25 protein-coding genes and 2 pseudogenes are annotated in these 18,504 nt (G+C 41.6%); 14 read left to right on the top strand and 13 right to left on the bottom strand.

Annotated elements, in window-relative coordinates; all coding sequences use genetic code 11:
* The first annotated feature begins 46 nt into the window (after window positions 1-46).
* From BEP19_RS03700 to BEP19_RS17920, 8 genes are all read left to right on the top strand, one after another.
* Entirely contained in the window at window positions 47-637 is a 591-nt protein-coding gene (locus tag BEP19_RS03700; RefSeq protein ID WP_120188485.1) for a CD3073 family putative ECF transporter S component, read from the top strand.
* Window positions 627-1,106 carry a CD3072 family TudS-related putative desulfidase gene (locus BEP19_RS03705; RefSeq protein ID WP_120188486.1) on the top strand — a complete coding sequence of 160 codons (480 nt, stop codon included), beginning with the start codon at window positions 627-629 and terminating at the stop codon, window positions 1,104-1,106. The genes BEP19_RS03700 and BEP19_RS03705 overlap by 11 nt, the downstream gene beginning before the upstream one ends.
* A gap of 372 nt (window positions 1,107-1,478) precedes the next feature.
* Window positions 1,479-1,985: a DUF1643 domain-containing protein gene (locus BEP19_RS03710; protein WP_120188487.1), complete on the top strand. Its 507-nt coding sequence runs from the start codon at window positions 1,479-1,481 to the stop codon at window positions 1,983-1,985.
* Between the two features lie 18 nt (window positions 1,986-2,003).
* Window positions 2,004-2,240, top strand: a complete 237-nt coding sequence (locus tag BEP19_RS03715) for a hypothetical protein (protein ID WP_245983298.1) — start codon at window positions 2,004-2,006, stop codon at window positions 2,238-2,240.
* Between the two features lie 522 nt (window positions 2,241-2,762).
* The gene (locus tag BEP19_RS18100; protein ID WP_211329304.1) at window positions 2,763-2,993 is read left to right on the top strand and encodes an Rpn family recombination-promoting nuclease/putative transposase; all 231 of its coding nucleotides are present in this window, start codon (window positions 2,763-2,765) and stop codon (window positions 2,991-2,993) included.
* Entirely contained in the window at window positions 2,977-3,519 is a 543-nt protein-coding gene (locus BEP19_RS03730; RefSeq protein WP_120188489.1) for an Rpn family recombination-promoting nuclease/putative transposase, read from the top strand. Before BEP19_RS18100 ends, BEP19_RS03730 begins: the two co-directional genes overlap by 17 nt.
* 436 nt (window positions 3,520-3,955) lie before the next feature.
* Entirely contained in the window at window positions 3,956-4,108 is a 153-nt protein-coding gene (locus BEP19_RS17525) for a hypothetical protein (protein WP_170145244.1), read from the top strand.
* A gap of 93 nt (window positions 4,109-4,201) precedes the next feature.
* The gene (locus tag BEP19_RS17920) at window positions 4,202-4,309 is read left to right on the top strand and encodes a putative holin-like toxin (RefSeq protein ID WP_245983301.1); all 108 of its coding nucleotides are present in this window, start codon (window positions 4,202-4,204) and stop codon (window positions 4,307-4,309) included.
* 608 nt (window positions 4,310-4,917) lie between these two features.
* Here BEP19_RS17920 and BEP19_RS03735 read toward each other — a convergent pair.
* Window positions 4,918-5,298 (bottom strand): annotated as a pseudogene (locus tag BEP19_RS03735) (HIRAN domain-containing protein); the annotation flags it as partial.
* Between the two features lie 707 nt (window positions 5,299-6,005).
* On the opposite strand from BEP19_RS03735, the gene BEP19_RS17530 reads away from it, so the two are divergent.
* Entirely contained in the window at window positions 6,006-6,155 is a 150-nt protein-coding gene (locus tag BEP19_RS17530; protein ID WP_170145245.1) for a hypothetical protein, read from the top strand.
* Between the two features lie 172 nt (window positions 6,156-6,327).
* Here the strand turns inward: BEP19_RS17530 and BEP19_RS03740 are convergent, their stop codons facing one another.
* The 7 genes from BEP19_RS03740 to BEP19_RS03765 form a co-directional block, all read right to left on the bottom strand.
* On the bottom strand, window positions 6,328-6,495 hold the full coding sequence (locus BEP19_RS03740) for a YvrJ family protein (protein WP_120188491.1): 168 nt from the start codon (window positions 6,493-6,495) through the stop codon (window positions 6,328-6,330).
* Between the two features lie 48 nt (window positions 6,496-6,543).
* Window positions 6,544-6,774, bottom strand: coding sequence for a DUF2922 domain-containing protein (locus BEP19_RS03745; RefSeq protein WP_120188492.1), 231 nt, complete (start codon window positions 6,772-6,774; stop codon window positions 6,544-6,546).
* Between the two features lie 90 nt (window positions 6,775-6,864).
* Window positions 6,865-7,089: a DUF1659 domain-containing protein gene (locus tag BEP19_RS03750; RefSeq protein ID WP_120188493.1), complete on the bottom strand. Its 225-nt coding sequence runs from the start codon at window positions 7,087-7,089 to the stop codon at window positions 6,865-6,867.
* Window positions 7,090-7,288: 199 nt separating this feature from the next.
* Window positions 7,289-7,960 carry an N-acetylmuramoyl-L-alanine amidase gene (locus BEP19_RS03755; protein ID WP_120188726.1) on the bottom strand — a complete coding sequence of 224 codons (672 nt, stop codon included), beginning with the start codon at window positions 7,958-7,960 and terminating at the stop codon, window positions 7,289-7,291.
* A 43-nt stretch (window positions 7,961-8,003) separates the two neighbouring features.
* Entirely contained in the window at window positions 8,004-8,192 is a 189-nt protein-coding gene (locus BEP19_RS17365; protein ID WP_147393762.1) for a hypothetical protein, read from the bottom strand.
* Window positions 8,189-9,160 (bottom strand): hypothetical protein, encoded by a 972-nt coding sequence (locus tag BEP19_RS03760; RefSeq protein WP_120188494.1) that lies wholly within the window; start codon window positions 9,158-9,160, stop codon window positions 8,189-8,191. The genes BEP19_RS17365 and BEP19_RS03760 overlap by 4 nt, the downstream gene beginning before the upstream one ends.
* Window positions 9,161-9,305: 145 nt before the next feature.
* The gene (locus tag BEP19_RS03765) at window positions 9,306-9,605 is read right to left on the bottom strand and encodes a helix-turn-helix domain-containing protein (RefSeq protein WP_170145246.1); all 300 of its coding nucleotides are present in this window, start codon (window positions 9,603-9,605) and stop codon (window positions 9,306-9,308) included.
* Between the two features lie 715 nt (window positions 9,606-10,320).
* Here BEP19_RS03765 and BEP19_RS03770 point away from each other — a divergent pair.
* Both BEP19_RS03770 and BEP19_RS03775 read left to right on the top strand, forming a co-directional pair.
* Window positions 10,321-10,575: pseudogene (locus BEP19_RS03770) on the top strand (type I restriction endonuclease); the annotation flags it as partial.
* Between the two features lie 94 nt (window positions 10,576-10,669).
* Window positions 10,670-10,891, top strand: coding sequence for a hypothetical protein (locus BEP19_RS03775; protein WP_211329305.1), 222 nt, complete (start codon window positions 10,670-10,672; stop codon window positions 10,889-10,891).
* A 334-nt stretch (window positions 10,892-11,225) separates the two neighbouring features.
* Here BEP19_RS03775 and BEP19_RS03780 read toward each other — a convergent pair whose 3' ends face one another.
* The 3 genes from BEP19_RS03780 to BEP19_RS03790 all read right to left on the bottom strand — a co-directional run bounded on the left by BEP19_RS03780 (window position 11,226) and on the right by BEP19_RS03790 (window position 13,472).
* The gene (locus BEP19_RS03780; protein WP_120188496.1) at window positions 11,226-11,558 is read right to left on the bottom strand and encodes an antibiotic biosynthesis monooxygenase; all 333 of its coding nucleotides are present in this window, start codon (window positions 11,556-11,558) and stop codon (window positions 11,226-11,228) included.
* Between the two features lie 255 nt (window positions 11,559-11,813).
* The gene (locus BEP19_RS03785) at window positions 11,814-12,278 is read right to left on the bottom strand and encodes a DUF4365 domain-containing protein (RefSeq protein WP_211329306.1); all 465 of its coding nucleotides are present in this window, start codon (window positions 12,276-12,278) and stop codon (window positions 11,814-11,816) included.
* 123 nt (window positions 12,279-12,401) lie between these two features.
* Window positions 12,402-13,472, bottom strand: coding sequence for a copper amine oxidase N-terminal domain-containing protein (locus tag BEP19_RS03790; RefSeq protein WP_120188497.1), 1,071 nt, complete (start codon window positions 13,470-13,472; stop codon window positions 12,402-12,404).
* 216 nt (window positions 13,473-13,688) lie between these two features.
* Between BEP19_RS03790 and BEP19_RS03795 the strand changes: the two genes are divergently transcribed.
* Window positions 13,689-13,988 (top strand): hypothetical protein, encoded by a 300-nt coding sequence (locus BEP19_RS03795; protein WP_147393763.1) that lies wholly within the window; start codon window positions 13,689-13,691, stop codon window positions 13,986-13,988.
* Between the two features lie 104 nt (window positions 13,989-14,092).
* On the opposite strand, the gene BEP19_RS03800 is transcribed toward BEP19_RS03795, so the two are convergent.
* Window positions 14,093-14,608, bottom strand: a complete 516-nt coding sequence (locus BEP19_RS03800; protein ID WP_147393764.1) for a hypothetical protein — start codon at window positions 14,606-14,608, stop codon at window positions 14,093-14,095.
* Between the two features lie 448 nt (window positions 14,609-15,056).
* Here BEP19_RS03800 and BEP19_RS03805 point away from each other — a divergent pair, with 448 nt between their 5' ends.
* The gene (locus BEP19_RS03805; protein WP_120188500.1) at window positions 15,057-16,988 is read left to right on the top strand and encodes an ATP-dependent DNA helicase; all 1,932 of its coding nucleotides are present in this window, start codon (window positions 15,057-15,059) and stop codon (window positions 16,986-16,988) included.
* A gap of 278 nt (window positions 16,989-17,266) precedes the next feature.
* Here BEP19_RS03805 and BEP19_RS03810 read toward each other — a convergent pair whose 3' ends face one another.
* Complete coding sequence (locus BEP19_RS03810) at window positions 17,267-17,887, bottom strand: hypothetical protein (RefSeq protein WP_120188501.1); 621 nt, start codon at window positions 17,885-17,887, stop codon at window positions 17,267-17,269.
* 202 nt (window positions 17,888-18,089) lie between these two features.
* Here BEP19_RS03810 and BEP19_RS17925 point away from each other — a divergent pair, with 202 nt between their 5' ends.
* Window positions 18,090-18,296, top strand: coding sequence for a hypothetical protein (locus BEP19_RS17925; RefSeq protein WP_120188729.1), 207 nt, complete (start codon window positions 18,090-18,092; stop codon window positions 18,294-18,296).
* Window positions 18,297-18,504: the final 208 nt, after the last annotated feature.

Genomic DNA, 18,504 nt, shown 5'->3' on the forward strand with positions numbered 1-18,504 from the left:
ATAATCCTTAATGAATATAATAACATATTTGGATAATGGAGGGTTTATGAATAAGCAAACATTTAAGTTAGGTTTGGCCGGTCTTGCAATTGCCGTAAATGTGCTTGCTGGTTCGATCGTGTCAAGTTTAAAGATCCCATTGCTGTTCCTTGACGCCATTGGCACTATTTTCATCGCTGTTCTTCTTGGTCCTTTTTGGGCCCTAGGTGTTGGAATTGTTACTAATCTAGTTATGGGGGTTACTTCCGGCCCCACGGCGATCCCGTTCGGCCTGGTAAACGGCGGAATTGGGCTTGTTGTCGGTTTAATTGCTAGGAAGTATGGTTTTGGTTGGGGGTCTGCTATTATATCGGGCATTATTATCTCTATCGTTGCTCCTTTAATTGGAACACCAATCTCAATCGCTATGTTTGGCGGGTTAACGGGAGGCGGTATCGACATTTTTGTACTGTGGCTAAGCCAAATGGGTCAATCCATTTTTGCCGCCGCTTTTATTCCCAGAATCACCTCAAACTTTGTCGATAAGATTTTATCTTGTATTCTCGTATTACTTTTAATTAAACAATTACCTGCAACACTTTTGTTAAAGATGGGGTATTCAACGAAGGAAAGGAATGATCAGTCCTATGGAGCGTAGCAAAAAAATTATAATCGCTTCACATTGCATCCTAAATCAAAACACGGTTATCCCAGAGGAAGCCCGAAGTAAAGGGCTGATGAAAAGCGCTGTGGAGTGGTGTGATCAAGAAAGTTACGGTATTGTTCAGCTGCCGTGTCCTGAATTTACGTATTTAGGATTAAACAGGCCTTCAATGACAAGAGAAGAATACGATATCCAAAAATACCGTGAACATTGTCAAACGATATTGGCGCCCATCATGGACCAATTAAGGATGTATGTAGAAAGTGGCTATGATCTTGTTGGCGGATTTGGGATTCAAAGCAGTCCATCATGTGACCCCGGTCGTGGTATTTTTATGGAGGAATTTCTTTTGTTAACGAAAAGGGAAGGGATAAGTATTCGCTACTTCTGGCAGATCCCGGCAACAGATAATGGGTACTTTGATGAGAAGGACCCTGCCAGTCATTATGGAGCCATATCATAGAGACGGGAATTGTAAACCGAAGTAATTGCAAAAGTAGCTGATGATGTGGAATCGAAGTAAAACGATCCACCGAAGTCATGTAAACGATGTATCTATGCCCTACAACTCCATCTTGGAAATGTAGGGCTATTTGAGCTTGAAACGACTATTGAAAAACGGCGGTTCTATGGGAATGCAGTAGAAATTCCATAAGAAGTTCCTACAAGGGTCTCTCTATATCTCATGATTAGTACCCAAGTTGGATCTATCTTAATATTCAGTAAACTATTATACTTAGATGCAAAGAATTAAATTCAAAACGAATCAGACAATCATAGAGAATATGTGAAAACTACCTGGTTAAAGCAAATTATGTAAGGGAGAGTGAGCGGAGTGGCAGGGGAAATTATGGAGTTTAATGCCATTTTTGATAATCCGACAGACCCTGTATTTAGATATTCACTAACAAGAAAGTGGAATGAGGATCTAAAGAAGGCGACGATTATCATGCTGAATCCGAGTGTCGCAAATGTATTAAAGAATGATTTATCTATTAATCGCTGTCTGAATTTTTGCATAGATAATGATTATGGTTCGTTAGAAGTCGTTAATTTATTTGCTTATATTGAAACAGACTCGAAAAAATTATCAGCGCAGTCAGAGAATGTTGGCGTAGAGAATAACAAATATCTCCAATCAGCGATTGAAACCGCAGATACGATCATTGTTGCCTGGGGTAGCGATAATCAATATAAAACAAGAAAGAGAGAGGTTTGGAATAGGTTTTTAAGAGAGAAGGATGTCTACTATTTTGAGGATGATTCCAATCGAACAATACCTTTGCACATTTCTAGATTGGCGAATGGTTTTTACTTGGAACGATATAAACCGACATTTTAATAAAGTGGTGGATTAGTTTTGAAACAAGGAAGTTTTAAAAAGTTTTTGATGGATGAATATAAAATTGGAGAAAGTTCAGCGAATGATTATGTAGGCCGTTTAAACGGAATCTTAAATCGCGGGATTTATAATGAAGAAAAAGAATGGAATCCAAGTCTTAAACAAACGATTGAAAAAGAATATGAAAACTCGAAGGGGCATTATGTCCTAACTATCGAGAGATATATTGAATATATGGGGCGGGAAGGTAAGTAACGTAAAACGAGGCGATTGATAAAGATGAGTATTAGTAAAGTAGACAAGCTCTTAAAAGCCATAGGCAAAGCATGCTTTATTCGGTATTATTACGAATTTAAAAAACTAGCCGAGGGAAACGGATCGAATATGGACGTTGTTAATAGAATGAAGGAAGATTACACTTTTAAATCTAAGCAAACCCGAACGTCAAAGGGGAAAAAAATTTGAGGAGGGTTTAAATATTGATGCGGTAAAAGCAGCGATTGCATCAAATAATAAACAAATAGACGAAGTTAGAGACAGGGCAAAAGAGATCTTGAAGCTAGAAGCAGGAGCCTGATTATCCACGATAACCCCTTTCGCGCCTCACCTTGTGAGGTCCAGTCGCCAATCGTTTAACTTTATTCTAAGGGTTATCATGGCAAGGACGAAGCTTAGTAAAACATGATGCAGCTTATTGACACCGATACGTTGGAACCACAAAAAGATAGTTTTATTAACGAGGAACTACGGGAGAACTTTTAGGATTTACTTTTTAAAGTGGATATACGTGATGAAGAGGGCTTTATCTATTTCCTTTTTGAGCATAAAAGCTACACGAGTAGAGAAACCGCTTTTCAACTTCTGAAGTACATGATCGAGATTTGGGAAGCGAAAAGCAAAAAAGAAGATATGAGTGAATTGCCAATGATTATTCCGTTGGTTATCTACCATGGAAAAGGAGATTGGAACGTAAAAAACGAATTTAGGCGATATGATACAAGGGTATAATGAGCTACCAAAGGACGTTCAAGGCTATATACCGAATTACGAATACCTATTGTACGACATCTCAAGCTACACAGATGAAAAGATAAAAGGCGAGGCCCAACTTCGGATTTTATTCACAATGTTTAGGGATATACACAACGAAGACAATAAAGACTTTAAAAACTCAATTTACCGAGCGGTAACCTATCTACAAGAATTAGAAAATAAGCAGACAGGGATCGGGTATTTTGAAACGTTGATGCGATATGTGTTCAGCGCAGGTAAAAACTTAACAAAGTTCGATGTAAGCGAAATCATCCATACGATTGAAAAAACCTATCCAGAAGGGAGCGACGCAGTCATGACTTTGGCGGATATGTTTAGGGAAGAAGGAAGAGAAGAAGGAAGAGAAGAAGGGGCTAAAGAGAGCATGGAAAGAGTAGCAAAAAAATTACTATCTAAGGGGCTCCCCACAAAGGATATTACCGAAGTCACTGGCTTGACAACAGAGGAAGTTGAGGATATCAGACAAAAAACACTTCAATAATGGCGCAGAAATCTGACTGTCATAGGGTGACGGCCTATTCAAGTGCCAAGCCTGAAAGTATTCCTTTCACAGATGATTCAATGAAAAGCCTAGATTTTGAGTCAGCAACTAATCGAGAGGCGAGTAATCAGTTAGAACATACTTTAATGCTAACGCGCACTTTCTAAAGTAATTTCAAAAATTAAAATGAAATATATTTGAGCGTCCGTTACGTAGCTGTTGGATAGTCTCCATTTTTTATGAGTGCGTCTAAACAGTGGGGATAGGCTTTGTTTGAGAAGGAAGCGGGGAGATTTGTAGCATCCTACAGAACAAAAAAGGAACGCATGTACGTGTGACATGAGTTCCTTTCCTCCGATTACGTAAACGCATGTACGAGTGACATGAGTTGTACGTATCTCTTTTATAGTATTCATTATCGGCGGGAGGTATGCTCTTGTCAAGAAAAGCGGTGTGTAATATGGATTATCAAAAGAAAACTGATTTAATTATTTGTTTCGATGAAAGCGGCAAACATGCCGGCAATCCCATTCAATTGATGGGCGTGCTAAGTATTCCGACTTCTATTCGGTATGTTGTTCAGGAATGAATAGACGTAGTAGGAGGGATTTGCTAGAATAGAGGGGCAATTACATAAAGCAAGGTGGCGGCTGAACTCCCTGCAAAAAGGGAGGTGAAGCTCATGACGACATTCGAAGCAATTAGTTTGATCGCTAATTTTAGTTTAGTGCTAATAGCGTTGCTAACATTAGTTGTAAGCATTGTCGTCCATTTGAATAAAAAGAAATAGCCACCTCTGCTCGCCAAAGTAAGGTGACTATTTCAGTTGCATATATAATTTGGTCAGCCGCACCTTTTTGCGGCATGTAGTTGCGTGGTCGGGCGTTGAATGAATCGCCCGACTTTTTTATTATCTTTATTATACTATACATGTGTGTAGTTATGTACTTAGTTATACACATACATACTATCATTACTTCTTGTAATACACAATATTTAAGTTTCCGTATGGAGCTGATTTTAACGGGCCGTTATTAGCTGTACCTTTGTCACTGGACCAGTCAGCAGTCGGATCATGTCAAAATCCTATGAGATATGGGAGTGCGATGACATCAAAGGCTTCCTTCTGGACTTGCGTGGGGTAATGGGTTCTTGAAACTGGATTTTACCTATAACGTGTATGGAAGGTATGACTACACAGATGAAGAAATAAAAGGCGCGGCGCAGCTGCGGATCTTGTTTACGATGTTTAGGGATATACACGAAAAGAGTAGTGGTCTTAACAATTCCTGAATGTTCATAAATTGACTTAGCTCGCCGGTAATCGAAATATTGACTTTGCGATGAGGAAGTGCTTGTGGATGAACAGCCCACACTTTTGCTTGGTAATCAGTTTTTAACCAGGATTGGTGAAACAAACTCATAGGAATCTGTCGCTAAAATTCCGCCTGTTGCCCGTAAAATGTCTATTTCTGTACAATCTGATGAAAGTCCCAATTCTCGGAGTACTGATGGATAATCAGGTCTTCGGGAATCTGGTAAACGTCGCGCAAACGGTCCGAAAAGATTACGGGAAGTATACGTCTTATTAGTATCTGGGAATGCTAAGTGAGGTCGATAGCCATTGTCCATAGCTTCTGCCAATTTTCTTCTATACCCATTTGTCGCATATGAAAATGTATAGATGCCATCTTCAAGAAGTAACCTACCTACATGGTAATGCTGACGTGTCTCGACATTTTGCCAAATCAACCACAGCTCAAACGGTTTCATTCTCATGCGTTCACACTCCCTTCAAACCAATTTAAGATGCATGCTTTTCGGTAAAGCTACAAAAGTTCTTCTCTAAATCATATAGTTTAAGTGCCTAAATGTCACTCAGAAAACATTAACCGCCCACGGCGAGGTCTCACCAATCCCCAGTCGAATCCACAACAGAACACTTTAGCGCCTTACCTCGTTAGTGGGTTAATCCCTGCTCGAACTACATCAAAGACATCCTCCTAAGACTTGCGTTCATGGTTTTTGAAACCAAATTTTACCTATAACGTATATGAAAGGAGGGGGTGATAATTTGATGTGTCTGATTGAGCGTATCATTCTTATTGCTTTAGATTTTTACGGTCAATATCATTTGAAGAAGGAGACAAAGGACTCTAATGATGTCATCCTTTCATAAATGATCACCGTGATATGGATTTGGAAAATGAGGGGGGCGGGGTGAGCTGGCTCAATAGTAAATGGTTCGGCAAGATTTTTTTGACTGCATGCAGGTTATTTTTAATTTTGTCTGCGGTGGGATTTATTTTTGTTGGTGGGTACATCTTTATGTTATTTCTTAGTGAACTTTAGATTGGTTTCTCCCTCGCTTATTTGTATTGATGGAAATTGCAAAGATTACGAAATCCATGCTATGGCGCTTCACTCCGTGAAGCGCTATAGCTTTATTCAAGGGTTTTCATGGCAAAGACGAAGCTGAGTAAAGGATGATGCAGTTTATTGACACCGATACGTTGGAATCATTGGAAGTGGCGCGTAATGCTATAAGGGAAGGGTTGGAAGCCGAGGTAATCGCAAAATTAACTGGATTTTCAAAAAGCGAAATCGAAAAGATAGCCGAAGATATGGAGAACTAGGAAGTAATTGGCTTTGTCTGGGAGATGTTCGATGTTAGTTTACCAAAATATCGGTACAGGTCCCAAAATCTACTGATCGGCGCTATGCCTCTATCGAATATCGGATCTATTCAATTGCTATTCGACAGAGGGTTAGCGTCCATTGGCGCTTGAGCGTGTAAAGTTCCCCCGTCTACGTTTCCTTTTGCGCAGTGGCCTGGCTTTGGATCGCCTGGGTCATTGCGGTGATCGATGCGGTGAGTGTTTCGATGCGGCTTTCAACGCGGGTGAGCAGATACCAGGAAACGAAGATGGGGAAACCTAGGTTGCTGATCCACTGGATGAGGTCCAGATGTTCCATGCTGTAGGTCCCCCCTTTGTTTTTGGGTTGTTTTAGATTTTTCTTAAATTAAGCTTCTTGAACATCAAATGGTGTGACTGTGCGATGCGTGATCGCGGCTCCTTTGATCGAGACGATGCCGAATAGATCGGCGCCAATTTCGAGGACTTCTTCCATTTGCTGTTTGACTTCAGCGTCCGTGACATCTTCCCTTGCGGCGGGAATTTCAAATTTCACGGTGGTTCCATCGTCTTTTGCAAAATACAAAGCGATGACGGTTTCGTCAATTTCACGAGGCATGAGGCGCACCTCCTTTCGTGAGGAAATAGTCGTGAGGCGGGTCAACCGAGGCGGTTAACGGAAGGACATGGGACTTAGTTTGGATTTCAGTTACATGCGAATGACTTCGGATTCAGTCGCTAAGATCACGCGATCCAGCGGCAATTCAGATAGGACGGCGAGGGCGTCGCCAAAGGCTTGGACATTATCCAATGTCGCAAATTCGGAGTTGACGTTTTTGTATGAGCGGCTTTTGAAGATCGGTTTGCCCAAATCGCTGACTCCGACGAGAAACCCAAGCTTAATTTGCTTATTGTCTTTTGTCGTGTACATCATCTTGTTTCACCTCCCTTCAATTGGTTGTCTGAAGCTGTAGGGATACCTATACCCCTAGAGGAACGGGTCTGACCCCGGTCGGAACTTGTCGAACCTTGTCGACCAACCTCCTTTCGCTTCATTGATTTAAGTATAGCGCCTTTCGATTACCTTGTAAACAATTATTTTAAAATAATTTATTATTTTGAGTACAAAAGCATCACCTCCTTAAATTGACACGTCGAGCGAGTTCTTCCCATTTGACGTCATAGCCTAACGCCTCCGCGACTTTGCGGATCGGGGCGTAGGTCAGTCCATTTTCAATAAACCCCATCGCGATCGGGCGGCCATTGTCACAAATCGAAACGAGCGATTTTTCTGTTTGCAAATCTTTCATGAGTAGGGTCCATGGAAAAAGCGGACCCGGGCAATACACTTTGTTCACGGAATCGATTTCGTTGTGTCCGATGATGTAATCGCGGGTAAGCGGGATCTGCCAACGGGCGGCGATCTGTTTGATCAGCCAAAGTCCCGCCTGGTACTGCGCTTCATCGAGCGTGCCGCCGCGGTCTTTTCCTTCAAATTCAATCGTGATCGTGTAACGATTCGGATTGCCGCGCCGCTGTAAAATAAGCGGAGCGGTTGGCTTCAGGACCCGCCCGTTCGTCCAGGCGCCGTCGGTTTCTTTGACGTATTGATGGATCTCGCCGTTGCGCCCGACACCGTAATGGCTGCTCACTTGGGTCGTTGGGTTTTGAAAATGGGCGAGCGTGCCCGCCATAAAACCGGCCATCGTATGCAACACGATTAACGGTGGAGTGGGCGGCAGGGTGGTTATGGAACGGACATTGGGTGTGAAGTTTGGGCTCGGTTTCCAGACAATCGGGTACATCCATAGATTCCTCCTTTTGTAAGTGGGTATTGTTTAATAGAAATTAACGGAATCGATCAGTGGGCTGCCGTTGGGTATCGGTTGGCGGGTGTCTGCACCCAAAGTGATAAAAAGCGGGCGGTCCATAGACGCAAGGAACGAGATCCCCATTGAGAAACAGGGCTACAGTCAGCCCGCAGGCAGGGCAACGTTTATCGCCGTATGTGGGTTGCTTTGAAAGATATGGATTCATGAGCCTAACGCCTCCAATTTTTGCAAGAGATCAGCTGCGATTGCTTGTTGTTCGGGCGAGAGCTTGTCCTCTTTGTCGGTCACGAGACCGAGCTCTTGCCGCTGTTGTTGCTTGATCACCCATTCGGGCAGATCAGAATTGCGGCGTTGTGAGGATCGGGAAGGAAATCGTTTCGGACTTGTTCCTATGATTGGAGCAATTAACGGTAGAGCGGCTTCGCGTGAATCCCGCGTTTGCGGTGGCCGCTGTTGTTGCGCCGGTTTTTTCCGCGTGGGCTTGTTCCAATCGTTGAATAGCGCTTTAAGGAAGTAAGCGGAAAAATAGTGTCGATTGACGTTGTAAGTTAAGCATTTGGACAATGTGCGCAAAAAAGATGCCGTTGAATAGGCTGGGTGTTCGCAAACCTGTTCATAGACGTTGACAATACTAGAGAGATGGGTGATCGCTTCGGGAAGTTCGGTAAAAATCCCATCGCTTATTTCGGTCGGAAGCTGCTCCTCTTTTTCAGGGGGAGTCGCGTCGATGGTTGGTATAGTGGGAACGAAAGCGTGAATGGAGCTAGAGCTCTCAATAGGCTCGTTTAAATCGGGATCCGCTTGGTCTGTGTCGTGTTCAGCAGTGATTGGCGTTAATGGCAGCCGCGCTTTTTCAGGGCAATTTTGCGGGAAAGAGTAAACGATCAGGTGTGTTTCGCGATTCGCTTGTTCGGTTCGTTTCAATTTGACAAGGCCATAGCGTGTGAGCGGCTTTAAGATTTTTTCGTAAAACGTATTTTTTCCGATAGCTAACTTTTTGATCAATTGATTTAAGGAAGATTGCAAACAATACGGCTGCCCATTTGAAGTAGGATCCGTTTTCCAACTGTGAAATTTCAGCCAGCAGACAAAAGCGCGTTCTCCGAGTTTTTCGATCCAGTCGGACAGTACAATTGGATGCAGAGGGGGAATGGTAGAGTCTAATTTCATCATCGGAACAACAGCCTCCATTATTTAGAATGGCGATCAACTTTCCTTCCTGACAAGGGGTCGTGGAAGCCCTGTCAGGGAGGAAAGGAACGTAGTCTATTAAATCGACGTGACCCATAGCAGTAACTTTTTTAAAAAAGGGAAAGAATTAGGACAGCTCCCACCGTCCATATGTTATGTAAGTAGACACTTTTAAAATGCTTTCTATCAGGGCGCGGAGTAACTCCCATTCGGTGAGGTCGGCCTTCACAGCCTTGCCTTCGCACAAAACGACTAGGATATACGTAAGCGTTTGCAGTCTTGGACTTGTGCGCCTGCCTGATTCGATTTCCTCGATCGAGCGGATGCTGACTCTGGCAAGTGTAGACAACTGTTGGCGTGTATAATGTTGACGGAGACGAAGCGACTTTACGACGTAGGCAATTGTGCATTTCTCATGATGACTCATATTCTTCATTCCTCCTTTGTCTTAATCTAAATGTAAATCATACCGAGAAAAATTACCACAACATTATAATGTGGGTTTTTGAAATGGTTGTTAGTTTAGATTTATTCTAAAAAGGTAATCCGATTACTCCACAATCATCATCATCTATCATCTCTTTAATCTTTTAAATATTTTAATATATATAGGGCGGACCAGTTCCAAAACGGAACCACGTGGAGTTTAAAATCCTGTTTGTTTACATAAGGGCACATGGGTGGAAAAGCAGGCGTAGCAACGGTTCGGGTGGGCAAGTAGCAATAGAAAAAGGGGCATCTTGATCGATTGGACCCCTTTGGGACTAGTACTAAACGGGAACCAGGTAGCGGGGTGTTGAGTGGATACTGGTTCTGGATTGGGACTGCTAGTCGGATCAGTCTGTATAACAAAACAAGCTCCTAAGACGCCAAGGACTTTATTTCGTTATACTTGGGCAGGCGCAAGACGCGGGCGAACAAATGAAAGTAAGCGTATGATCAATCGACCTTGACGGCTTCCCCTTATAAAAAGCGCAAATCCTCGTTGAATTTAGGTGAAAGAGAAGATGTCACATGAAGAAGACGATATGCGCTATAATAAGTCATAATACCCAATGTTTGGATGACTAAGCATAATCACCTATACTGGGCACCAACAGCGTGTTAAAATAATTGAATATTTAGATTTGTGACTCTTCTAGAAGGTTGACTATGCAATTATTCATGATGGTTCGCCAGTAATTTTAATCGAAGCAAAATCTGTTAATGAAATTTTAGAAAAGCATGATTCACAATTATTTCGTTATTTTGGCACAACTTCAGCAAAATTCGCAATTCTAACGAATGGAATCATTTATCGTTTTTACACTGATTTGGAAGAAAGGAACAAAATGGATACATCTCCATTTTTCGAATTTAATTTACTAGATTTAAAAGATAGCGCGATCCAGGAGCTTAAGCTTTATTTAAGAAGATTCGGGATGAGATTGCGGAATCAAACACATTGAAAGTCTAATCGTTACGGATAAGAGATAGTTGGAGGGGATTTTCGTGGCATTAGTCAAAAGTATGAGTAAAATGACTAAGAATGTCCGTGTGCATGGCACTGTAGACGCTACTTATACGGTTTTTGTTAAAGGTGGAGAGAAATATATCCAGATTAATACGTATGGTTCAAAAGAGAGGCAGGTAAAAGGGGTTGCTAGTCAGAGCATCCAATTTAACAAGAGCTCAGTACGACAATTGTTAGAGATTATAGGGAATGAGTTTTAGTCCAAGGATTGAAAGGGGTTTACAAATTATCACTGAAACAGTTCAGATCATGTTTTGAACTGACGATAGAGTCGTCGATAAGTATAAAGCAGCGATAGCAAAGACGTCAAAGAAAAGTCCTACAAGATTAGTAAATGGTTAATTGGTAGGACTTTTTATCTTGAGCCAAATAGCAATTAACTGGTTTTCTTTTGGAGACACTGAACATGTTTCGTGTATAAAAGTCTGCATCTCAAAAAGCATCTTATCCCTATTGGACAAGATGCTTTTCTCAATTCTTCCTGAAAGGAAGGTGATGTGATTTTACAAATCTTACCTCGATGTTTATTTAGCGTTATTTTTCTGCTGGGTGATGCTGGACACAAATTTCAAAAGTGGTAAGTTCAGCGCCAAGAATGGGACTGTTTTCTTGCTTTTGGCTCGGATTGTTTTGCTGGGTGTGGGCTTTTTCCGCTGCTCGGCTTTCTCTCCATGCTTCGAAAGAGGCATGGTCTTCCCAAGTCGTGCAAATTTGCAATTCATCATATTCTTCCGTATTTTCTTTTCTCAACACTTCCATAAAGATAAATCCCGCAAACGTGTGAACCGACTTTGCTTTTGCGAAGCGCGCAATCACTTCATCAGCTCTGCCTTTTTGGATCCGTATCGTATTAACTGCCTTCATCATCGATATCCGAAACCTCCCTAGATTATCTTGTTATGAAACTGCGATAGACTAAGTTTTGTTTTATTGCGTGAAGGAATTGAATTCCCTCCACTTATAGTTTCATGTAATCATGATTATAATGTAGTTTACGAGCAGATGTAAGTTATGATTGATTTGATTGTTGATTATCAAGGGCGAAGACCTAGACCAGGGGAGCGCTTGATAGGTTTTGAGAAACAAAACTTGTCTTGAACATCCGCAACCTTACTTTTTTCTTTATTTTAAAAAACATTCAACTGTCTTTTCAAATTTAAAGTTATCAAGTATGGAGTAATTTCTTTTTGATATGTTTATTCCGTATTCTGGGGCGCTTTTTTGTCCAGGCTTATCATAGTTTCTGTCAACAAAAACTTCATTTGGAACTTCCCATACTTGCGCGGGTATTAGAAACATATCTGGTAATTTTCCAGCTTCAAATCTAAGTAAAGCGAGGTAAAGATTCCTGTTGGTAATATCAAATTTACTTTTTTGGGCGAAAACATAGCCTGTCCCTCTAAGGGATTTTACTTGGATCTCGCAGAAACGACCATTCTTATCTCTAACAATAAAATCAATTCCACGATCATCCACCTCTGAGGTGTATACTTCTAAGCCATATGAAGCGAATTCCATTTTTGAAAAATACTCCGCATATCTTCCTATTTGTAAGTTATTGAGTTTTGTCCAATCCATATTCGGCATTGCTTTCCCACCTTAAAATTTTACCTTAGTACTAAATAAGTTCGAAAGATGTCATCCTCTTATTTAAAAATAACAATCCCTATTCTTTTAAAAAGAATAGGGATTTTCCAACGGATGTATCGATTACTCCCAAACCATTTGGCCCGTTTTAGCTGCAAATTGGACAATATGCGTGTATTCCTGATTGCTTACTTTGAATACATACGTTTTTTCAGGTGTTTTTGGCCCATGATTAACATCCCTACCCGTATTGACCATGACGGTTTTTTCTCCAACAAATTCAATTCGTTCCCCGTATGATTCATAAATAGAAGTTAAATATTGTTGGACTTCACTTCTTGTCAGGTTCAGATGCTCATCATAGTAAGGAACAGAATCCACTCGATCCAGCGTCCATTTGCCGCCTTCTTTTACAAATGTGAGATAGACGGTTTCGCTCCAAAGATAAGATTCATTCTCAAGTTGGAAGGTTTTCACTTTGACTTTACTTTCTGTATTTTCAACGATTTGCATTCTAGCATCAAAAGAAATAGTTGGGAATAAACCACCTTCTCCTGATGCCTCATGATAATAGCTTATATACTGTCCCAAATCCTGTTCAATGAATCGTTTAGATGCGATCCCAATTAATTTAGGGGAAGCGACTTTTTTAGCCGAACTTTCAAACAGGTCAGTGAACCATAATTCGGAGTCAAGTGAATTGCTAATGGCAGTCTCTACAAGATCATACACTTTAATTAATTCTTTGATTTGTTGTTCCGTTAATTTGGTCTGGACAGCTAGTAACATATTTTTTCCTGCTAGCGTAATAGAAACCTGTCTTGTTTCCGCCAACCATTGAATATCCGCGCCGAGCGCCTCGCCAATAAACCGAACGGGAACATAGGTGATGCCTTGTTGAATGACGGGTTTCGTGTCCATTATAACGGGCTTGTTATTTACGAGAGCTTGGGTGTTGTCTATTGTAAAAGAAATATGGGCTCCCTTGTGATCGATTGACACCTTGCGCGCCTGACCGTTCCAATCTACTTTTGCCCCAAAATGTTCTGTAATATATCGAACTGGAACCATTGTGCGGTTGTTAGAATCGATATAAGGATGAACCTCGGTTGCGGCATTTGCTGAAAGCGCAAAACTACTCATTGCTGAACTTACTAGTACAGTCATAACGAGTGACTTAAGTAACTTTTTCATCTTTTTAAACCCTCCTGCGTCATTTGAATCCCACACTGTTATATTTTTAAATCTGGAAACGTAATGATCAAAGTTATTTGTAACTTTTACAGAACGCTCCAATTGCTCAGGGGAGATGCGCTATCATTTCAATAACCGCTTGTCTCCCAACAATTAGGTATATACTACCATAACCATAGGTGATTTGTAATAGATTTATTGTTTAAAAAAGAAGGTATGTTAAAAAGGAGAGTGCGCTTCGGGGGGCTTGTAATTTACGTTTGGGAAAACGGGTTGGAGATTATGAACCGAACGGGTGGGGAAGAGACGGAGGATGAACGGACGTTTCTAACTGAAATTTTTCAACTCGCTTACCCTACTTCCTACCCACAGTTAGTGGACATTGTGCTGAGTTTTGAAGTAGAGGATGATGCGGAATGGAATGGACGCGCTTTTTTTAGCGGTTGGAGTGGACCTAGGGGAACGACTTCTGAATCTGCCGTTAACGCGTTCAGTAAAGTTAAACAAAATCTTTGAGAAAAAGGGTAGAGGTATAAATTAAAGTCGGGACTCGCCGAAATAGACGTCGGGCGTAGAGCAAATGCTGCTTCTCGGCAAGTCCTAACCTATCTTTTGTTCTGCTATCGCTTGTCTAAAAGTAAAGTTTCATTTTGCATTACATTTCTGACATTGGCTTGTTCATAGAACTTTTGGAAAATATAATTTATAAAAGCATTTGTAACAATGATCAGATAAAAAACTTTTGAGCTTAATTTTATCTTGAAGAAACCTAGCTTTTTAAACAATGCCATAATTGGGAAGGCATAGATGAAATCGGCGACGATGTTAATGAGGGCATACAATAGAAACCTTCCTTTTGCTAAATGAAAGACTAATAAATTTGCGAAAAAGAAGGGCCCAACTATCAGGACCAACGTATTGCACACCATGACGGAGATGCCGCCTTTTGACTTCCAAAGCTTATGTACGGTCAAATAGTAAATTTGCGCAAACAAAGCCGCGGTCGAAAATAAGGTTACGGGTAAATATTTCACAAAAGATTTTTTAGGCAGTCGCCAAGCTACCAATAAGGAACCTAACACCAAAATGACTCGAATGACATTCCTCGTTATATTATAATTTCGTACCAATTTCATTTCCTTCCTTCCGATTTATTCCACATCCACGTTGTTTAATTCAGTGGTCAGTTAACGTAGGCGTGAGGGGATTAATTTCTTTAACATGAGAAAAGGACAAAGGGTTATCCCAGTATGATTTTTTCTGCGTGGACTTACCATGCGCATAACAATTAAGCAAATTGTTGAAAGAATGCTGACGCCTATTCCAACTTTAACGATTCTATTGTCATGATCCTTATGAATCATCCAAACCTACTCCTTTCGTCTGCAATTTGATGTTGTTAGCTTATCCAAAAAGGGGTGAACTATTGATATAAAATCCCAATGGAGATAAAAGGAAATCTGAGCGATTTTGCTGAAAAAGTGGCTACTAACTTGTGGACCTCCTGCTACTATGAGAAAAGTGTAGACGTCAGTTGTGCTATAATGGGCAAGTGTTTATTTGAACATTTGGAGGACAAATCGATTGAGTACGTATCCGTTTGAATTTGACCCCAAGCAGTCGTTTGTTCAGCAAGCGAGCGATTGGATTGGGGATGTGTTTTATGATATTTTGCCCGAAGCTGGATTTGAGGTTAGAGATGAACAAATTTATATGGCTTTCCAATTGGAACAAGCTTATCGCAAAAAAGAAACTGTTTTTGCCGAAGGCGGCGTTGGAACGGGGAAGACGTTCGTTTATTTGTTGTACGCGATTCTATATGCCCGTTATACGAGAAAACCGGCCGTGATTGCCTGCGCGGACGAGTCTTTAATTGAGCAGTTGGTCAAGCCCGAGGGGGATATTGCAAAACTGGCCCGTCATCTGGACCTTGTGATTGATGCCCGTTTAGGAAAATCTCATGATCAGTATATTTGTTTAAATAAGTTAGATGAAGCTCGCGGACCTGGGAGGGAGGACGCGAATCTTTACCGTGAGATCTACCAAGGGCTACCCACGTTTGTTCGTTCGCCCGATACGTTGCAGTCTTTCTATCCATATGGGGATCGAAAAGATTACCCGGATATGACCGATGCGCAATGGAGTGAGTTGGGATGGGACGTGTTTCAAGATTGTTTGGTTTGTTCCCAACGGCATCGCTGCGCCTTGACTCTCTCACGGGAGCATTATCGGAAGTCGACGGACTTAATTATTTGTTCTCATGATTTTTACATGGAACATATTTGGACGTATGAAGCGAGACAGCGTAGCGGACAATTGCCATTGTTACCTGCTCACAGTTCTGTCGTTTTTGATGAGGGGCATCTGCTTGAAACAGCGGCGCAAAATGCGTTGACCTATCAATTACAGCATGATGTGTTCGAAGCGATCGTAACGCGGTTGCTGGAAGGGGAAATTCGCGAGTCGTTTGCTTATGCGGTTGAAGACGCGATCGGGCAAAGTGAAGCGGTGTTTGCTTTGCTTGACGAGCGTAGCCATCCTGTTCCCGCTTCGGATCGAAGAGAAATCGAATGGGACTCCACACTGATTGGGGAGATCAACCGCTTCCGCGAGATGATTGCCGAGATTGAAGAGCAGATTGTGTTGGAAAGCGGCTTGTTTACGCTGGATGCCTACCAACTTAAAATCGTGGAGGAGCATCTGGAAATGATCCAACTCGCTTTGGGGTTATTTAAAGAGCCAAAGCAGCTTATCTCTTGGGTGAAGGAAGATGAGGATGGAATCACGTTTGTGATTATGCCGAAGATGGTCAAGGAAGTGTTAAAGGAACGCTTGTTTCACCAAAAAATGCCGATCGTGTTTTCTTCGGCGACGTTATCGATCCAAGGAGATTTTGAACATGTGGCATCCAGTCTAGGGATTGAAAACTATCAATCGTTTTCCGTCTCCTCGCCCTTTGATTACAGTGAACAAATGAAAGTCAATCTCATTCCCGATGATCCTGCGGTCGATAAAATGAAACAGACACTACAATTACTGAAGCAGTCGGAAGGCGGCTCGTTAATTTTGTTTGCGTCCCGAGAGGACTTAACCCAGTTTCAGCAAGCTGTTGGTGACTATTCGGAATCAGCGGACTTTCGTTTCCTATTCGAAGGTTCAGCGGAGATTAGTCATCTGATCTCCCAATTCCAGAATGATCGCGACAGCATTCTTTGCGCTGTTAGTTTGTGGGAAGGATTAGATATTCCGGGTGAGGCGCTTTCCCATGTCCTGATGTGGTCCTTGCCCTTTCCTCCGAACGATCCCTTGTTCACAGCGAAGCGAAAAGAGGCGACGGATCCATTTGAACAGGTTGATCTCCCTTATATGTTGTTGCGATTGAAGCAAGGAATTGGACGCTTAATCCGCACGCAAGAGGACCGCGGCATCATCACAATAATGGGGGAAGAGCTAGCGCGGGAAGAAGTGAGGGAAAAAGCGCGTCTCGTCTTGCCAGAAGGCACGTTAATCCGCTAGTGTAGCGTATGATTCGTGATCCGGTGATATAGATATAGATTCAAGCCAAGTCTCCTCATGAAAATAGGAGACTTGGCTCTTTTTAAAAAGGGGATTACGAGTTAGTCGGCCTTGTTAAAGAAGCAGGACCGTTTTTTTGGCGGATCTGAGCGACTTTTTCAGTATATGGGCGAGTCCCCCTTTTAGAGGAAGGAAATATGCAGCTTTTTTCGCGCTAGGATATGAATGTCAGTCGAATTCCTGAGACAAGTGGGTTTTCACTTTAATACGCGCAAAATCTACTCTATTATGCTATCCTTCCAAATGTCAGGGTTGTTAATCGTTAGTTCTTCTCCGCGAACGGTGAAGTCATATCCATCTTTTGCGCCCGTATACCAATCGACAATGGCCAACTTGCCGTTTACATTCCGAACAAGGAACTCAGTCACTTCACCACGGCTACCGTGCGTCATAATTACTTCCGCAGGCAATTTTAAATAGAGAAACCCTCCATCCTCATCATTCGTAAACTCTATCTCCCAAGCGTCAATCAAAACATCATACGCCTTACTATTAAATGCGGCATACACATTAGATTGGGTTTGAATCTTCTTTTGCGTATAGTGTTTAAGGTTGTCGTTATCTATAAATGAGTCTAATTCAATATCTTCGCCGTTCCAGATCGCTTTATAGTAGTCAGTCAGCGCTTTTGCGCACAATTCATAAGCTGTTTCAGCATCTTGAACAGATAGTTCCTGTTCGTTTTTAGCTAAATATGTAGGGAAATCCTGTGATGCAGGCCGTTTCGAGTCGTGAGTAGTTTTATTGTTGTTAGTTCGAGCATCGCTGTGTTGATCTGAGCCTGTTGGGACGCATGAACTCAAAGTAAATAAGATGATGAATAGATAAGCAAATTTCATTATTTTCTCCCTCGCGTATGTATAGTCGTTTTTTCAAAAGTTAGGATACCTTTAAGGTAGCCGAAAGAGGGGGAAGTGGCAAATTTTTTAATATATTTTATATTCAATTAAAAATTCCAATCTATCTGGTAAAATATAGAGTAGACTACTTGAATGATAGGAAGCGATGGATGGCTAAATTATGAAAGGGGCGGGGTCTATTATGAAGTTTGGTTTTAGAAAACCGAGTTTAAAGAAACGAATTTCTGCGAGAACAAGTCTAAAGAGGCAAATCGTTCACCGCGCCGGTTTGAAAATGCCGAGAGGATATGGGTGGCTGCGCAATCCGAAAAGATATGTGTACAACAAAGTGTATCGAAGAACCACTTTTGACATCTTTAAAATCCTGCGAAAAATATTCAAATTTTAATCCTAGATGAATAGGTACTGTTTGAAGAAGTTTGGGAGGGCGGTTAAACAAAAAGAAATTGGAGCTTACGCAAATGATTACAATGTTGGGGTTTCTATCTGTAATTGAATCGTTCACAATACTAGCTGAATGCGCGTTGAGCGTCAAGTGAAGAGGGGAAGTGATTTTCGAAGGGTCTTTTGCTCCCCTGTTTCACTTGAAATTAGTC

The organism is Ammoniphilus oxalaticus (genome assembly GCF_003609605.1).
GTDB classification, from domain to species: Bacteria; Bacillota; Bacilli; order Aneurinibacillales; family RAOX-1; genus Ammoniphilus; species Ammoniphilus oxalaticus.

Bases quoted from the DNA above. Each gene is read 5' to 3' on its own strand.
- BEP19_RS03780 (WP_120188496.1), bottom strand. From the start codon at position 11,558: ATGATGAAGGCAGTTAATACGATACGGATCCAAAAAGGCAGAGCTGAT.
- BEP19_RS17920 (WP_245983301.1), top strand. From the start codon at position 4,202: ATGACGACATTCGAAGCAATTAGTTTGATCGCTAATTTTAGTTTAGTG.
- BEP19_RS03790 (WP_120188497.1), bottom strand. From the start codon at position 13,472: ATGAAAAAGTTACTTAAGTCACTCGTTATGACTGTACTAGTAAGTTCA.
- BEP19_RS03760 (WP_120188494.1), bottom strand. From the start codon at position 9,160: ATGATGAAATTAGACTCTACCATTCCCCCTCTGCATCCAATTGTACTG.
- BEP19_RS17530 (WP_170145245.1), top strand. From the start codon at position 6,006: ATGATGCAGTTTATTGACACCGATACGTTGGAATCATTGGAAGTGGCG.
- BEP19_RS17925 (WP_120188729.1), top strand. From the start codon at position 18,090: ATGAAGTTTGGTTTTAGAAAACCGAGTTTAAAGAAACGAATTTCTGCG.
- BEP19_RS03705 (WP_120188486.1), top strand. From the start codon at position 627: ATGGAGCGTAGCAAAAAAATTATAATCGCTTCACATTGCATCCTAAAT.
- BEP19_RS03785 (WP_211329306.1), bottom strand. From the start codon at position 12,278: ATGCCGAATATGGATTGGACAAAACTCAATAACTTACAAATAGGAAGA.
- BEP19_RS03700 (WP_120188485.1), top strand. From the start codon at position 47: ATGAATAAGCAAACATTTAAGTTAGGTTTGGCCGGTCTTGCAATTGCC.
- BEP19_RS17365 (WP_147393762.1), bottom strand. From the start codon at position 8,192: ATGAATCCATATCTTTCAAAGCAACCCACATACGGCGATAAACGTTGC.
- BEP19_RS03750 (WP_120188493.1), bottom strand. From the start codon at position 7,089: ATGATGTACACGACAAAAGACAATAAGCAAATTAAGCTTGGGTTTCTC.
- BEP19_RS03730 (WP_120188489.1), top strand. From the start codon at position 2,977: ATGATACAAGGGTATAATGAGCTACCAAAGGACGTTCAAGGCTATATA.
- BEP19_RS03745 (WP_120188492.1), bottom strand. From the start codon at position 6,774: ATGCCTCGTGAAATTGACGAAACCGTCATCGCTTTGTATTTTGCAAAA.
- BEP19_RS03765 (WP_170145246.1), bottom strand. From the start codon at position 9,605: ATGAGTCATCATGAGAAATGCACAATTGCCTACGTCGTAAAGTCGCTT.
- BEP19_RS03740 (WP_120188491.1), bottom strand. From the start codon at position 6,495: ATGGAACATCTGGACCTCATCCAGTGGATCAGCAACCTAGGTTTCCCC.
- BEP19_RS03810 (WP_120188501.1), bottom strand. From the start codon at position 17,887: ATGAAATTTGCTTATCTATTCATCATCTTATTTACTTTGAGTTCATGC.
- BEP19_RS03800 (WP_147393764.1), bottom strand. From the start codon at position 14,608: ATGAAATTGGTACGAAATTATAATATAACGAGGAATGTCATTCGAGTC.
- BEP19_RS03755 (WP_120188726.1), bottom strand. From the start codon at position 7,960: ATGTACCCGATTGTCTGGAAACCGAGCCCAAACTTCACACCCAATGTC.
- BEP19_RS03795 (WP_147393763.1), top strand. From the start codon at position 13,689: ATGTTAAAAAGGAGAGTGCGCTTCGGGGGGCTTGTAATTTACGTTTGG.